A 14,691-nucleotide genomic window follows, 5' to 3' on the forward strand; every position below is an offset into this window, starting at 1 on the left:
ATATGTCTTCCGTATTTCGCCCATGAAAAATCCCCTCCAAGTAAACATTAGTGCGCTTTTTACACACTGTCTACTTAGAGGGGATAATATCATGTAGGGGCGGTCTTTTTTTACAGGCTTAGAAGCAGCCATATGAGAACCAATTAAATCATTGCTGTCGAGGTCCCTTAAGGATTACAAATTTCGTTCTTATAATAATCTTTTTTTAGTATAGAATAGGCAGCCATATCCCTGAACTTTTCCTTAATTAAGTATTTTTCTTTTGAAACACCATCTAAACTCATTCCTATTTTTTGTAGAACTCGCTGTGATTGAACATTCTCAACTATACAAAGTGCTTCAATCCGATTAAGTTTCATATGTTCAAATCCGAAATCAATTACCTTTAAAGCAGCCTCAACAACTAGACCTCTGCCCCAATATTCTTTGGATAGTATGAAACCAATTTCAGCGCTGTGATGAGGTGTTGACCAAGCAACAAAGTCAATTGTGCCTATCACCTTACGGTTCTCTTTGTACTCTATGGCCCAAGGTGCTAATTTCCCTTGCCTGTACTGTTTAAATACAAAATTTAAAAATTCAAGTGTATCTTCAATTTTCTTGTGAGTTTCCCAAGGCACATAGGTAGAAACTTCAGGCATTGATGAGTAATCAAACATATGCTGTGCATCATGAATTGTAAATTTTCTAAGCTTTAACCTTGATGTTTCCAATGTGGGTAAATTACTAAATACGTCCTCCACGTTCATTCCTGTATCCCCCCGCCAAAAGACCCTCCAACTCATTAGCTGAAGAACTAATTTTTTTTAATCTTATACTAAATTTATCACGAAAGGTTAATAGGTCCTTTAGAATGCGAATACTCACAATACTTTTGAAGGGATGTTTTACTTAAGTTCTGGCACAAAACGCAGCGCTGCCGAGTTCACTTGGTAGTGCTGACCACCGGGCTGCGCTGTATCGAAGAACACATGCCCCAAATAAGCTCCGGACAACCGGCTGAAGATCGCCGTCCTTGTCAGACCGTTCCGCAGATCTGCCTTCTTCGTAATCAGCCCGTCGTGCAGCGGACGCCGGAAAGCAGGCAGACCTGTTCCGGCATCAACCTGATCCCGGGTGCTGAACAGCGGATCCCCGCTGATTATATCAACATAAATCCCATCCTGATCATTGTTCCAGTATTCGTTAGCGAATGCCGGCTCGTCCATCTGTTCCTGGGTCACCTGCCACTGCAGCGGCGTCAACTGCCTCTGCAATTTCTGCCGGTCCTTTTTGCCCTTCCAGTGCCTTTCGGTAAAATCTAACCTGCCTGATTCCTCCACATATTGGTTATAGTGATAGCGATGGGTTTTATAGTAGTTCTGATGCAGCTCTTCCGCCGGATAGAACGGACCTGCAGGAATAATTTCGGTTACCATCTTTTTTTTGAAACGTCCGCTGTCCTGCAGTTCACGCTTGGACGCTTCCGCTTCAGTACGCTGGACCTCATTATGAACATATATAGCGGTTCCATAAGAATAGCCCCGATCCATAAACTGCCCGCCTTCATCCGTCGGATCGATCAGCTGCCAGTAGATGTCGAGCAGACGCCGATAGGAGAAGATTCCCGGATCAAATTCAATCTGGACCGCTTCACGATGTCCTGTCGTTTCTGTCCCCACCTCTTCATAGGTAGGATTATCCGTATGTCCTCCGGTGTACCCGGATACGATAGAACGAATTCCCGGCAGCTCATCAAACGGCTTCACCATGCACCAGAAGCAGCCGCCGGCAAAGGTCGCAAGCTCACTTCCTGTTTTCTGTTGTTCCATTCACCCTAACCTCCCGTCGTTGATTCTGTTTATAAACCCCATTAACCTTTCATGCTATGAACGTTCCAGCTCTTTTACATCCGCAACACTTCATTGGTTTTTTTTCCATATAATGCTACAATTGTTTTATAAAATAGTTCAAGGGAGTGTGGAAAAATGAACAAAGTACAGCTTCGTAATTTGTGGTTCTCGGCTGCTGCGGGTATTGGTATCGCTGCAGCTTCCGCAGCTATAGGTGACTGGCGTGTCGCTTTCATCGGCTATCCGCTTCTGTTCATTAACGTCTTCACTTTTCACCTCAAACAGAAATCAGCTTCCTGAAGGAAGAGCGGTCCAATGCGGATCGCTCTTTTTTTGTTCAATATTTGCTGCTGGGCACCCCGATGGAGCATTCCATGATGATCTGCTTCTTCGATTTGGCATGTCTGGATAAGTCCTCTTACTCCTGGGAAGCCTACTGGCAGTACCGGGACTTCACCGAAGGAGGACATGGCATTGACTGCAGCTTCGCGCGGGCTGCCGCATTCCTTTATCGTCGATGGACAGCTGATCGAACCAAGCCTCCGGCATTTAAATAAAGATCATCAGTGGGTGAATGAACTGTTGAAACAGCACGGGGTGAATCAAATCCGTGATATCGCTCTGGCACAGATCGACCAGAATGGGAAGCTTTATATCGAGAAGAACCCTAGCAGGGAATCAGACACTTCCTCAACACCGCATTGATATTTTCATCATTTTCATAGCAGAACACATTGGTTAATGTAACTTTGAACATATCGATCCGTCAGCATGTCAGGAGGAGGAAATCAGATGTATACAGATCTGCAAGGTCAAACCGTCGTCATTACAGGTGCAGCTACCGGCCTGGGACAAGCGATGGCACTCCGTTTCGGACAGGAACAGGCCCATGTAGTGATCAACTACTACGGTGATGACCAGGACGTAGAGCCGCTCATCAAAGAAATTGAAGCCTGTGGAGGACAGGCCATCGGGGTACAAGGAGATGTTTCCAAGGAAGCGGATGTGAAAAAGCTCGTACAGGCCGCACATGAACACTTCGGCTCTCTTGATGTCATGATTAACAATGCCGGTATTGAGAACGAGGTTCCTTCGGAAGACCTGAGCCTGGCAGACTGGAAGCGTGTCATTGACGTCAACTTGACCGGTGCGTTCCTTGGCTGCAGGGAGGCCGTTGATTACATGCTGGAGCATGAGATCAAGGGCAGGATTATCAACATCTCCAGCGTACATGAAATCATTCCATGGCCGCACTTCCTTCACTATGCCGCCAGTAAGGGTGGAGTCAAAATGATGACCGAGACGCTTGCTCTGGAGTTTGCACCAAAGAGAATCCGTGTGAACAGCATTGCGCCGGGAGCAATCAATACGCCTATTAATGCGGTCAAGTTTGCTGATTCCAAGCTTCGGGCCGGCGTAGAGGCCCTCGTTCCACTCGGTTATATCGGCAAGCCTGAAGAAATTGCAGCCGCCGCTGTATGGCTGGCTTCATCCGAGTCCAGCTACGTAACAGGCATTACCCTGTTTGCAGACGGAGGCATGACCAAATATCCATCCTTCCAGGGCGGACGGGGTTAATCTGCTTCAGCAAGTCCTGCTTACAAAACTCAAAGCCGCAGCCGCTGTATCTTTCCAGCGGCTGCGGCTTTTCTCATCATTATATAACCATCTTCTTCAAAACAAGCACCGCTGCGCCCAGAGCGACAGCATGCTCCTGCAGGATCCCTTTGCTGAACTCCGGCTGGTATTCAGAGGCATAATAAATGTGCTTCTGCGCAGTGGCTGCAGCTGTATCGAAATAATGGTCGTCTGCATTGATCAACGCGCCGCCCAGAATTACCTTCTCAGGGTGCAGAATGTTAATCAGATTACCTAAGCCGATCCCGAGATAGGTGGCAGATTGGGAGAACAGCTCCTTCATATGCGGACTGCCTTCATGCAGTGCCTTGACCAGCAGGGGAAAATGAAGAGCCTCCGGATCTGCGGCCCCTGTCTCCGCCAGCTCCATCCGCCCCATCTTCACTTGGGACCTGGCCTGCTGCTCCAGTGCCTGGACGGATGCAAAAGCCTCCAATGCGCCATAATTTCCCGTACCATTCAACCTGGGACCGTCAATCTGGATCACCATCTGACCAATGGAACCCTCGGTATCTACAGCCCCGTACACCAGCTGTCCACCGGACATCATCGCCGAACGAAGACCTGTGCCGACATGGACATACAGCATATGCTGAAGATTCTCCCCGCGATAAGCCCAGTGCTCACCGACAAGGGCGGCATTGGCTCCGTTCTCCAGAAGGGCAGGAATTCCCGTTCTCTCCTCCATCCATTCGCACAGCGGGACATTCGACCAGCCTTCTGCAGGAAAATAGAGCGGATTCAGAATCATACCGGTGTCCCGATTAAGCGGTCCAACAGCTCCGATACCGATCCCTGCAACGAGATCCCTCGGTATCCCCCGGATCTGCAGCATGTCGTCCATCTGTTCCTGCACATAGGCTGTCAGTCTGTTCGGCGTCATGGTCTCATCCATCGTCCACCGCTTATACTGTATCGCATTCATTCCCAAATCAAACAGACCGAGCGTAGAGTAAATCCGCGAGATTTCCAGACCGAATATGTATCGGTGAGCCGGGTTAATACGGTAAAGGATCGGCCTTCTACCGCCTGTCGACTGACCAAAGCCGGATTCCAGAATCCAGCCTTCTGTCGTAAGCTCTTCTAACAAGCGGGTCAAGCTGCTGCTCGTCAATGAGAACTCAGCCATCAGCTCTGCTTTGGAGATGTCATCCTTCTGGGCAATCCGCTCCACTACGGCCTTCTTTATCGATGCTGATGAACCATTCGTTGGTTTCCCCATATCTTCGCTCCGTTAATTCCTAGGATTATAGTAGGCAATAATTCATATTATAAGCGATAGGGACACCCCTGACTACCTGGATCGGTGAATTCAAAATAAAAAGTGAAACGATAAATAATCCATACCAAGTTGATGTGATTAATGCCAAAAAGATAAAAAGTTACTCTTTATAAGCTCTATAAATAGATATAATAAAATTTTTTACCACTTGTTAATTTCATTGTGGAATTAAGATGGTATAATGAGGATAGATCAATCAACAAGAGGTGAACGTCGTGTCCGCATCATTCAGGCAGAATCTGTCGGTTCTGCTTCAACTATTCTGGCTTTTTCTCAAAATCGGTCCCTCCACATTTGGAGGCGGCTACGCCATGATTCCCGTGCTCGAAAAAGAAATTGTGGATAAAAGAAGATGGATCAGCCGTCAGGAAATGAGTGACCTCATGTCACTGGCCAGCTCTGCCCCTGGGGGTGTAGGTATTAACGCATCCGCCTGCCTGGGCTACCGGATGGGTAAAATTCCCGGCGCTTTTGTCGCCACGGTCGGCATCACTCTGCCGACGTTTTTGATTGTATTTGCGCTTAGTATGTTTTACAGTGCTTTTCAGGATGTGCCCAAAGTACAAGCAGCCTTCAAGGGCATCCACGGTGCTGTTATCGGACTGATCGCTGTTGCTGCGTACAGAATGGGCCGCAGTTCCATTTTTGATCGCGCTACCGTCCTGATCGCCGCTTCCTCGCTCATCGTCCTTCTCCTAACTGGTTTGAATCCTTCGTTTATGATTTTGGCCGGTCTCGTTCTGGGCATGGCGGTCATCTCGGCCAAGCGGCTGCTCGGTATGACGGTGGTTACGGAGAAGAAACCATCCGCCGAGCAGCCGGTGATCGAATATTACATCTGAATATGCTGTATCCATTGTATAAATTTGCTGAAGAGGCAGACTGCCTCTCAGGGATTTACGCAGTATGCTGATTCTAGGAGTGTCTTATATGCTGTACTGGCAGTTGTTTATTTCTTTTCTCAAAATCGGATTTCTCTCCTTCGGAGGCGGTTATGCGGTCATTCCCATGGTCCAATTCGAGGTAGAGAAGCATGGTTGGCTGTCCGGCGGACTTTTCCGCCAGATTGTATCGGTGGCCGGCATGTCTCCCGGCCCGATTGCTTCCAACAGTGCTGCGCTGATCGGTTACCATACCGCTGGTATCGCTGGAGCTGTTATGGCTGCCGCTGGCATCCTCCTGCCTTCCCTGCTGATTGTGATCCTCATTGCTGCTTTTTTCTTCAGACTGAATTCCAACATCTGGGTCAGATCCTCCTTTTATGGACTCCGCCCTATCGTTACAGGCCTGATTGTATATGCAGCCATCCACTTTGGTTTCTCTAATTCTTCGGAAGCCATCTACCATTGGCCGGTTCTGGCTACCCTGCTGATCGGTGTACTGGCTTTCACAGCCATTACCCGTTATAAGATCCATCCCCTGGCCGTTATCCTCGGTTCAGCCTGTGCAGGCATTATCCTGTTCTAGCTTATTTGCCTCAGCAGCCGTCAAGGATGCCATGATACTCCGGCTCGTCTTCTTTAGTCCAAGAATGAATCGGAAGGTGGGACCGTGGGAGTGAGAAGATAATGGGCCCGCAAAATACAATCCGCGCTGGCTTGATTCAAAGGCAGCATTCAGCCGCGGAAAGGAAGGGTATCCCTCTTCCCGCTCGATCCAGGACCGTACATCTTCTCCCAGAAAGGGAACCCGGTCCAGATTGATGCGGAACCCTGAGGCTGATATCACATGGTCAACCTCTCTTGTAGTTCCGTCTGATAATGTAAGGATCACCGTATCTTCAGATGCTTGGGCCCTGACTACCTGCACCCCTCCTGTCTCGGGGATCTTGCCCTCAACATAGGGCCTTAGGAAATGAGCCACACTGCCGGGGGACTGCCCCCATTCCTCCTGTTTCTGTGCCAAAGGCAGCTGATAGAAAACTTCCCCCATTTCACGGATCTCGATCTCTGCTTCCCGGCTTCCGGCATAATGGGCTGACGCCCTGCGGTACAGCAGCTCAACGCTGCTGCCTTCGTTATGTAATAATGCTGCAGCCTCCCATGCACTCTGTCCGCTTCCAATGACAGCCACGCGCTGACCTGCATATTGTCCAAAATCTGTGTAGCCGAGCGTATGGGAGACCAGGCGGTCCGGCAGCCGGCGAAGCAAATCTGGAACATATTTGTAATGCTCTACACCGGTGGCAATGATCACATTACGTGAACTCAGCCTCTCTCCGGTCTCTGTCTCTATGAGATAGATATCATTCCGCAAAGTCACGGACGTGACTAGCTCAGGCGTAAATTCCACTCCGGCTTCTCTGGCAAACCACATGGCATAATCGACAAAGATCGGACGCGGCAGCGGCGTAACGAGCTCCGTACCTGTCGCCTCGGCATAACGTTCAATGCTCAGCTCATCATGGGCATCAGCAAAACTGCAGAAGTCATGCGGTGTGCGGATGAACATATTTTGCGGCATCTGATTTTTCCAGAAATCCATCGGGTAGCCAAGCAGTTTATAATTTAGCTTGTGGGCTGCCGCATGGGCTGCCAGCGATATTCCGTAAGGTCCTGCTCCTATAATAACAACGTCATACATGATGATGTCCTCCCCAGATGCAAATGTATTGGTTATAAAAGCTTCTCCATTGCCATCACGTCTACAAAGCGCCCGTCCAGCACACCCTGATTTTCGAAAATTCCAACTTCACGGTAGCCGGATTTGCGGTACAGCTTCTGACCCGGCAGATTGGAAGGAAATGTGTACAATACGATTTTATAAAAGCCATTCTCTCTGCCCGCTCTGTCGATCGCCTGCAGCAGCTGTGTGCCGATACCGCGCCCGCGGTATTCCCGGTGAATGTACACGGACAAATCCCCCACACCATCATAGGCGCAGCGATTGCTGTACGGATTAATGGCGGCCCAGCCTACTGCTTTCCCGTCCTCTTCGGCAACGAGGGCGGTGTAACGGCCTTGATGCTGATCAAACCAGCTGCTCATATAAGCCTCATTCTTCGGCTGGCTCTCCAATGTGGCAATGCGGTCCTCAATACCCTGATTATAGATTTCGAGCAGACCGGGAAGATCAGTCTCCTGTGCTTGTCGGATTAACAGCATGCGTTCTCCTCCTTTGATTAAATCAATAATTGATTATTGCAACTATCGGTTTAAAAGCAGCCCCTCTCATAAAGGAGGGGTACAGCAATGGGGACTTGCACTCATGGCATCACTCAAAATCTGCAGGCTTTCGATGACTTGGGCTTTTTTATCTTCAGGAACGTGACCGAGGATATCCAGAAGGTAGTCTTCCATCGTTTTCTCAATTTCTGTATACTGTTCATTTCCCTTCCCGGTCAGTGCCAGCAGCACATACCGCCGATCGTTGGGAGAAGGTGTCCGGCTGACATACTCCATTTCCACTAATTGTTGTACCTGACGGCTCAGTGTGCTTGTGTCAACACTCAGCAGTTCAGACAGCTCGTTCAGAGTGCTGTTCGGATGCTTGTTCAGCTCATAAATGATATGACTCTGCACCACGGACACGCCGCAGCATTGAGCTCCATCCTTCTGCAGCAATCCAAAGCGCCGGACCAGAAGCTGGAGCATTTCACGTACGTTAGCATAAGGAGGAATTATTTTCATTTTAATCACCTGAACTATTTATACCATTATTATTTGATAAATGCAACTATTTGTAGATGCATCTAATGAAATAGCAAAAAAGCCGGGTCATACCGGCACTTGATAGCCCATACATCCCGACCTTACAACAGACGCACTATATTCTATTATTTCCCATCGGCCAGAAACTGCTCTATTCGCTGCCTGATCGCATCACGGACCGCACGGAATTGAGCCATGATTTCCTCTTCTGTCCCTACTGCCTTGGCAGGATCATCAAATCCCCAGTGCCATCTCTCCGCTTTATCATTGTGTACCACCGGGCAGTTATCATTGGCATGACCACACAGCGTAATAATATAATCTGCATGAGCCAAAATTTCAGCATCAATAACATCAGACGTATGGTTGGAAATATCAATGCCCGCTTCCTTCATAATTGCTACTGCACGCGGATTGAGCCCGTGCGCTTCAAGACCTGCGCTCTTTACCTCATAACGCTCGCCGCCCAGTGCCTTCAGGAAACCATCTGCAATTTGGCTTCTGCAGGAGTTTCCCGTACACAGGAAGTACACGATCGGTTGGTGTGTGTTGTTCATGGTTATTCCCCTTTGTTGGATTTCAAGTAATTTCTGTTCTTTTCCTGCCTTCTCAGCAGGATATGAATCAGTAGTACCATCCCTGCCGTGACGAGTAGAATGATAACCGTCAGCAGCCAGATATTCATTGCGGCCGTGTGAATGACATTTAACCATAAATATAAGCCTGTCAATGTAATGAGCAGGGTGGGTACCGTCAGAATAATCCCGGTTCTGAAATAACTGCCCCAGGTGATTTTCACACCTTTGCTTGCCAGGACATGAAGCCACAAAAGTGTGGCCAGCGAACCGATCGGTGTAATTTTGGGACCCAGATCACTGCCGACGACGTTGGCGTAGACCAATGCCTCCCTCAGGACGCCTCCAATGTGGGTTCCCTGAATAGCCAGCGCATCAATCATCACCGTCGGCATGTTATTCATAACCGATGACAGCACGGCGGACAGGAAGCCCATACCGATGGTCGCCGCGAACAATCCGTGGTCCGACAGATCATGGATGACCTCACCGAGGGCGTCGGTTAAGCCTGCATTTTTGAGCCCGTAGACGACCACATACATACCTATCGAGAAAATAACTACCGCCCAAGGTGCCTCTTTGATGACCTGCTTGGTTTGTATGACGGGACTGGCTCCTGCCAGCAGAATAAAGACAACAGCCACCGTGCCAACCACCAGCGAAACAGGAACATGGACAAATCCGCTAACGATATAAGCTGCCAGCAGGACAGCCAGCATATACCAGGAAATTCGGAACAGCCGGGTATCCTTGATTGCTTCTGCCGGCCTTTTAAGCTGCTGCAGGGAATAGGCTGCCGGAATCTGGCGGCGGTAGAATAGAAACAGTACGCCCATACTTGCGGCCAGCGAAACCAGATTGGTGACAATCATACGGCTCGCATACGTTACAAAATCAATCCCGAAGAAATCCGCAGATACGATGTTCACCAGGTTGCTCACAATCAGCGGCAGCGAGGTGGTATCCGCGATAAAACCGCTCGCCATAATAAACGGCAGAATCATAGAGTCCGGAAGCTTCAGCGCTCTTACCATCGCCAGCACAATCGGTGTCAGGATCAGAGCTGCTCCGTCATTCGCGAACAATGCTGAAACCAGCGCCCCCAGCACGATCACATACACGAACATCAATTTCCCATTCCCGCGGGCAAAATGAGCCATATGCAGAGCTGCCCATTCAAAAAATCCGATCTGATCGAGGATCAGGGATATCAGGATAATGGCAACAAAAGCCAACGTCGCATTCCACACAATGGAGGTCACCGTGAGAACGTCATGAAAGGTTACGACCTGGAACAGCAGTGCCAGAACAGCACCGCCCGAGGCTGACCAGCCGATACTAAGCCCTTTGGGCTGCCAGATTACCAAAAACAGAGTCAGAAGAAAAATTGCCACAGCCATAAATATCATCGGGTTCCCTCCACTTTAGTCACAGCAGCTCCGTCGATTTGCAGGCCGCTGCGCTAATCCGCTCATAGTGGGAGGAAGATGATTCAACAGCTCTGTCAGGAACGGCTTGTCCTCCGCGGCGAGTGAATAATAAACCCACTGCCCTCTTTTAGCTTCCTTGACCAGCCCGCCATGCTTTAGTTTACGCATATGCTGACTAATATTCGGCTGACTCGTTTGGAGCAGGTCAACAAGCTCACATACACACAACTCCTTCTCCCTGAGCAGCAGCAGGATGGTCAGTCTGGTTTTCTCTGCGGTCAGTTTAAGTGTCTCCACCATGGCTGCGATTTCGGTCGTCATCTCTTCCCCCCTGATCTATTGAATTCTATATATTTGCCTGCCGATTATATAATCAATCAGTTATATAAGCAAGAGCTATCCACTGTCTATTCCCTCTAATTACAAAAAGCCCGCCAGCTGCACTGACGGGCCTTAACCTGCTTCATTTGATATTGTTCATCCCGCGGGCTTATAACTTCATATCCGAGCCTAACGTCCAGCTTTGACGCGGGTCTTCCGGTCTTGTCTCCCCAAGCTGAAGCCGTGTCCCGTCCTCAGACACTTCCAGAGACTGGTTGGCATGAACGGAAGTAATGGTCACGGTGTGTGCTCCGATTTGTGTAATTTTCCAGCGCTGATTGTCATAGCCCAGATAGCTGTACAGCTGAAGACGGTTCTGGCCAGTGTCGAGATCCATAGCCTTTCCTTCCTTGGTCCGGATTGAATAGGTACCATCCCCATTCGGAATAAGCAACCACTTCTGCAGAGAGCGGTCCGGTGCACGCAATATGACCGGCTCACCATTTTGTGACTGTTCAGCGTAAAGCGCCAGTTGGAATGCATCATTTACAAAGGAGGTCTCAGCTGTATTGGATTGGGTAACGCTGCTGACGTTTACATTTTGATAGTACACCTGCCCGCCAAAGACGTTCAGTCCCAAATGCCCCTCTGCAAACGTGCCATCCATCACATCCACTACCCGTTCTCCATTCAAATCAATCTGGATATGCGGCCCTTGAGCCTGAATCTTCACATGGTAAGTCGATCCCGGTTGAATAAACCTGGGGACTTTGACAAGTGTCTGCCGCTCTTCATATCGGCCTTCTACTTTGTAGAACAGACGCACTGCTTTGAGATTGGGGTCCAGATTAAAGTAATATCCGCTGCGTCCGTCAGCACTCGCCCGGAACAGGATCGATCCGGCCCCGCCGTTCACACCAAGCCGCATATCAGCCTCATAAGTGAAATTCCCCGCCTCTTCTGCAGCCATATAATTGGCATCACTGGTGTAGCTGCCCCTGAGCCCCTGATCCGTCTTCACCCAGCCCGCAGCTGTGATGTCTTTCTTCCATCCCGTCAGATTCGTATAGAAAGTTCCGTCATAAACCTTAACTGTAGTCTCAGCTTGGACCTTCCCGTTAGGGGTGAAGGACTGAATGACAGCTGCTCCCGGCTTGATCGCTTTCACGTTCACACTCGACATCCCGGTGGATGTGATCTGAACAATATCCGGATCGCTCGACCGCCAGACCAGCCGCTGGTTTGCCCTGCCGCGGCCATTTTCATAAGATGCATACATCTCTTGCGACTGCCCCTTGGACAGTTCCAGTATCGGTACATCCATCGTGATACGTGCAGGTGACTGCTCCTTTTCTCTCCATGTGTTCTGGAGCTGGTTAACCTGGAGTGACACGATCTTGACCTTGCCGTCGTTACTATAGAAGCTCATACCAGTTCGTGAAGGGTTGGGAAAAATAAGATCGGAGAATACTACGCCGTCGTCATTGGCGAACACCTCCACCGAGGATGCGTCGACCAGAAACCGCAGGGTAATTCGGCCGTTGTCCGGCTTCAGTGCAGCTTTATGCTTCGTCGTATACAGACTCGAGAAATCTGTAATCCCCGATCGGGAACGGTCTACAAATATCTGCTGGACCGATGGCTGATAGCCTACGACGGTCTCCTGTCCCCCGCCCTGGCGCAGCCGGAAGCCGAACTCCGAAGGACCGCCTGCCTGCGGCAGCTCAACCTCGGCCACCACCTCGAATGAGCCGGAGACATAGTCCTTTAATATATCCGCCGAGCCCCCCTTGACCTCCCGATTCGTTACCTGAAGCAGACGGCTTCGCAAAGAATTCAGCTCGGCAACGGGAGATTGGTACAGCCGGACCCCATCTTCCGTTCTTCGCAGGGTTACTTCTCTGGGTATCGTCATTTGTCCCTTCCAGCCTTCGGTCGGAAAGCTGAATGGATAGTCCCAATTGGTCATCCAGGCCAGCAGGATACGGCGGCCGTCAGGCACACCGGAGAAGGACATCGAGGCATAGAACTCCTTGCCCCAGTCCGTTTTCAACACTTGACCGGCCCTAAGATCATTCTTGAATTTCCCGTCCGCGGTCAATTCACCTATAAAATACTCCGCATCCGAACCTTCCGTTTTCGGATTGGCCCCGGTGCTGATCATCAGCACCCATTTGCGCTCCGCCGTGCCGTCAACGGGAAGCTGGAACAAATCGGGGCATTCCCACACACCGCCCCGGACGTAGTCTCCATAACCAAAGTTATCCGTCCATGTCCAATCGAGCAGATTGACAGAGGTAAAGAAACGGATATGGTCTCCTCCTGAAACCACCATGACCCACCGGTTATTGGCTTCATCTCGCACCACCTTGGGATCGCGGAAATCCCAGCCGCCGGCATCCTTTCCCTGCTGTCCCGGATTGTCAATCACGACAGGGTGATCCTGAGCATAGGACCAGGTACGGCCGCGATCCGTACTGTAGGCCAAGCCAATCTTCTGATTGCCATTCGGCAGATCCGGATTATAAGACGTATAATAGGCAACCATTCCCTTGCCCCCGCTGTTCCCGAATAAGCCTGATGCATTGTTCATATCTGCAATTATTGAGCCTGACCAGACATGACCCAGATCATTCCAGGGCAGCGCTATAGGGAGGCTCTTCCAGTGCAGCAGATCCCGGCTGACGGCATGAGCCCATTGACCGCCATCCTGGTGGAAAAGATGATATTCCCCCTCAAAATAAACCAATCCGTTAGGATCACTCGCGGAACCGCGGATCGGACTGTAATGATACGCTGGGCGGTACTTTTCATTGTAGTAAGATGAATACGGCGTAACATAGGCGTCCTGAAAAAAGGCGGTGCCTGAATACACAATGAAGCCCTGATACCCACTAGTGAAGCTTCCGTCCGTGATCTTCACTGCAGGAGGTGTATATCCATCAATAAAGACTTGAATCTCCTGACCTATCGCCGTTACCTCCAGATGATGCCTGGTCGATGCGGAACTCGGGTAGGTCTGACTGGATTGGCTGATAACAGTGCCATCGGACTTTTGCAGCTGTACCCTTAATTTATCATTCTCTCTGCTGAGTCTTACCTCGTAGCCTGCAGTGCCCTGTTTATGTTCCCGGAATACGATGCCCGCTGCTGTCCGGTCTCCAAGAATCACATTGCTTTCAAGAACGAAGTCAGCCATCGGATCCCCGTATAATTGAAAAGACGGCGCTCCGGCTGCAGCCGCCCCTTTCATTCCGCGGATATCAGGCTGCCAATCTCCTGCTGCGCTCACAGTATCACCGAGATTACTGTTCAATGCGCTGACTTGTATATTCTGAAACAGTGCACTCCCATTCCAGACATGGAGGCCGAGAAAGCCTGTGGCATGTGCGGAATCCTGAACGTGGATAACGGGTGCATACTGGCTGCCCCAGTAGACCTTTAAATCTCGTCCCTCGGCCTTGATCTTCAAGTGATAGATGTCACCCGCACGCAGTGACACCTTCTGTTCTGCGCGGAGCCCCCCATCCTTGGCTGCCGCGTCCTTCAGACGAAGAATGCCGGCAGACGGCACAATCTGCAGCATATAGGAAGACCAGCCCTCCTGATCTGAACGGAACACAAGCGAGACGTCCGGACTGTCTCCGCCCTTAATCATGACATCCGCCTCGTAAATGAAATCCTCAGATGGTGTGGAGGACATAGCGATCACATTTCCTTGGGTATCCGAACTCAGCAGAAGCCCTTCCGCCGTCTCATCCATTCGTCCCTCTCCCTTCATTGTCCACCCGGACAGATTCGTATGAACCCCACCTGCAGGCTCGTCAGCTGCCCTTGCTGATGACTGGGCCGCGGCCTCCCCCCAATTAAAGGGTGAAATAGCCATTATAACTACCAAGATGAAGCTTAAAACGGCCTGCTTCCACATTCCTGATCTCCCCACCTGCACAGCCTCCTCGTTGT

The 14,691-nt window shown here is 50.1% G+C and carries 15 protein-coding genes; 5 read left to right on the top strand and 10 right to left on the bottom strand.

From position 1 onward, the window contains the following. Positions 1-167: 167 nt before the first annotated feature. Together Q5741_RS20280 and msrA are read right to left on the bottom strand one after the other, a co-directional pair. The gene (locus Q5741_RS20280) at positions 168-749 is read right to left on the bottom strand and encodes a GNAT family N-acetyltransferase (RefSeq protein WP_305025933.1); all 582 of its coding nucleotides are present in this window, start codon (positions 747-749) and stop codon (positions 168-170) included. A gap of 138 nt (positions 750-887) precedes the next feature. After that, positions 888-1,811: a peptide-methionine (S)-S-oxide reductase MsrA gene (gene msrA / locus Q5741_RS20285; protein WP_305025934.1), complete on the bottom strand. Its 924-nt coding sequence runs from the start codon at positions 1,809-1,811 to the stop codon at positions 888-890. 156 nt (positions 1,812-1,967) lie between these two features. Here msrA and Q5741_RS20290 point away from each other — a divergent pair, with 156 nt between their 5' ends. The 3 genes from Q5741_RS20290 to Q5741_RS20300 all read left to right on the top strand — a co-directional run bounded on the left by Q5741_RS20290 (position 1,968) and on the right by Q5741_RS20300 (position 3,410). Further along, a complete protein-coding gene (locus Q5741_RS20290; RefSeq protein WP_305025935.1) occupies positions 1,968-2,132 on the top strand; it encodes a hypothetical protein in 165 nt (54 codons plus the stop codon). A 108-nt stretch (positions 2,133-2,240) separates the two neighbouring features. After that, on the top strand, positions 2,241-2,537 hold the full coding sequence (locus tag Q5741_RS20295; RefSeq protein WP_407074395.1) for a YetF domain-containing protein: 297 nt from the start codon (positions 2,241-2,243) through the stop codon (positions 2,535-2,537). Positions 2,538-2,624: 87 nt separating this feature from the next. Next, entirely contained in the window at positions 2,625-3,410 is a 786-nt protein-coding gene (locus Q5741_RS20300) for a glucose-1-dehydrogenase (protein ID WP_305025937.1), read from the top strand. A 79-nt stretch (positions 3,411-3,489) separates the two neighbouring features. On the opposite strand, the gene Q5741_RS20305 is transcribed toward Q5741_RS20300, so the two are convergent. Beyond that, on the bottom strand, positions 3,490-4,692 hold the full coding sequence (locus tag Q5741_RS20305) for an ROK family protein (RefSeq protein WP_305025938.1): 1,203 nt from the start codon (positions 4,690-4,692) through the stop codon (positions 3,490-3,492). A 275-nt stretch (positions 4,693-4,967) separates the two neighbouring features. Between Q5741_RS20305 and Q5741_RS20310 the strand changes: the two genes are divergently transcribed. Beyond that, positions 4,968-5,594, top strand: a complete 627-nt coding sequence (locus Q5741_RS20310) for a chromate transporter (protein ID WP_305025939.1) — start codon at positions 4,968-4,970, stop codon at positions 5,592-5,594. A gap of 88 nt (positions 5,595-5,682) precedes the next feature. Next, the gene (locus Q5741_RS20315) at positions 5,683-6,219 is read left to right on the top strand and encodes a chromate transporter (protein ID WP_305025940.1); all 537 of its coding nucleotides are present in this window, start codon (positions 5,683-5,685) and stop codon (positions 6,217-6,219) included. Here the strand turns inward: Q5741_RS20315 and Q5741_RS20320 are convergent. From Q5741_RS20320 to Q5741_RS20350, 7 genes are all read right to left on the bottom strand, one after another. Continuing rightward, positions 6,190-7,335: an NAD(P)-binding domain-containing protein gene (locus Q5741_RS20320; protein ID WP_305025941.1), complete on the bottom strand. Its 1,146-nt coding sequence runs from the start codon at positions 7,333-7,335 to the stop codon at positions 6,190-6,192. The genes Q5741_RS20315 and Q5741_RS20320 overlap by 30 nt on opposite strands. A gap of 32 nt (positions 7,336-7,367) precedes the next feature. After that, positions 7,368-7,856 carry an arsinothricin resistance N-acetyltransferase ArsN1 family A gene (locus Q5741_RS20325; RefSeq protein ID WP_305025942.1) on the bottom strand — a complete coding sequence of 163 codons (489 nt, stop codon included), beginning with the start codon at positions 7,854-7,856 and terminating at the stop codon, positions 7,368-7,370. A 66-nt stretch (positions 7,857-7,922) separates the two neighbouring features. Next, positions 7,923-8,381: a MarR family winged helix-turn-helix transcriptional regulator gene (locus Q5741_RS20330; protein ID WP_305025943.1), complete on the bottom strand. Its 459-nt coding sequence runs from the start codon at positions 8,379-8,381 to the stop codon at positions 7,923-7,925. A 146-nt stretch (positions 8,382-8,527) separates the two neighbouring features. Further along, complete coding sequence (gene arsC / locus Q5741_RS20335) at positions 8,528-8,959, bottom strand: arsenate reductase (thioredoxin) (RefSeq protein ID WP_305025944.1); 432 nt, start codon at positions 8,957-8,959, stop codon at positions 8,528-8,530. Between the two features lie 2 nt (positions 8,960-8,961). Then, positions 8,962-10,386, bottom strand: a complete 1,425-nt coding sequence (locus Q5741_RS20340; RefSeq protein WP_305025945.1) for an arsenic transporter — start codon at positions 10,384-10,386, stop codon at positions 8,962-8,964. Between the two features lie 15 nt (positions 10,387-10,401). Further along, positions 10,402-10,728: an ArsR/SmtB family transcription factor gene (locus tag Q5741_RS20345; protein ID WP_305025946.1), complete on the bottom strand. Its 327-nt coding sequence runs from the start codon at positions 10,726-10,728 to the stop codon at positions 10,402-10,404. 169 nt (positions 10,729-10,897) lie between these two features. After that, complete coding sequence (locus Q5741_RS20350) at positions 10,898-14,614, bottom strand: family 16 glycoside hydrolase (protein WP_407074396.1); 3,717 nt, start codon at positions 14,612-14,614, stop codon at positions 10,898-10,900. Positions 14,615-14,691 lie beyond the last annotated feature (77 nt).

Origin of the sequence: Paenibacillus lacisoli, assembly GCF_030580655.1 — a bacterium.
Lineage (GTDB): Bacteria > Bacillota > Bacilli > Paenibacillales > Paenibacillaceae > Paenibacillus > Paenibacillus lacisoli.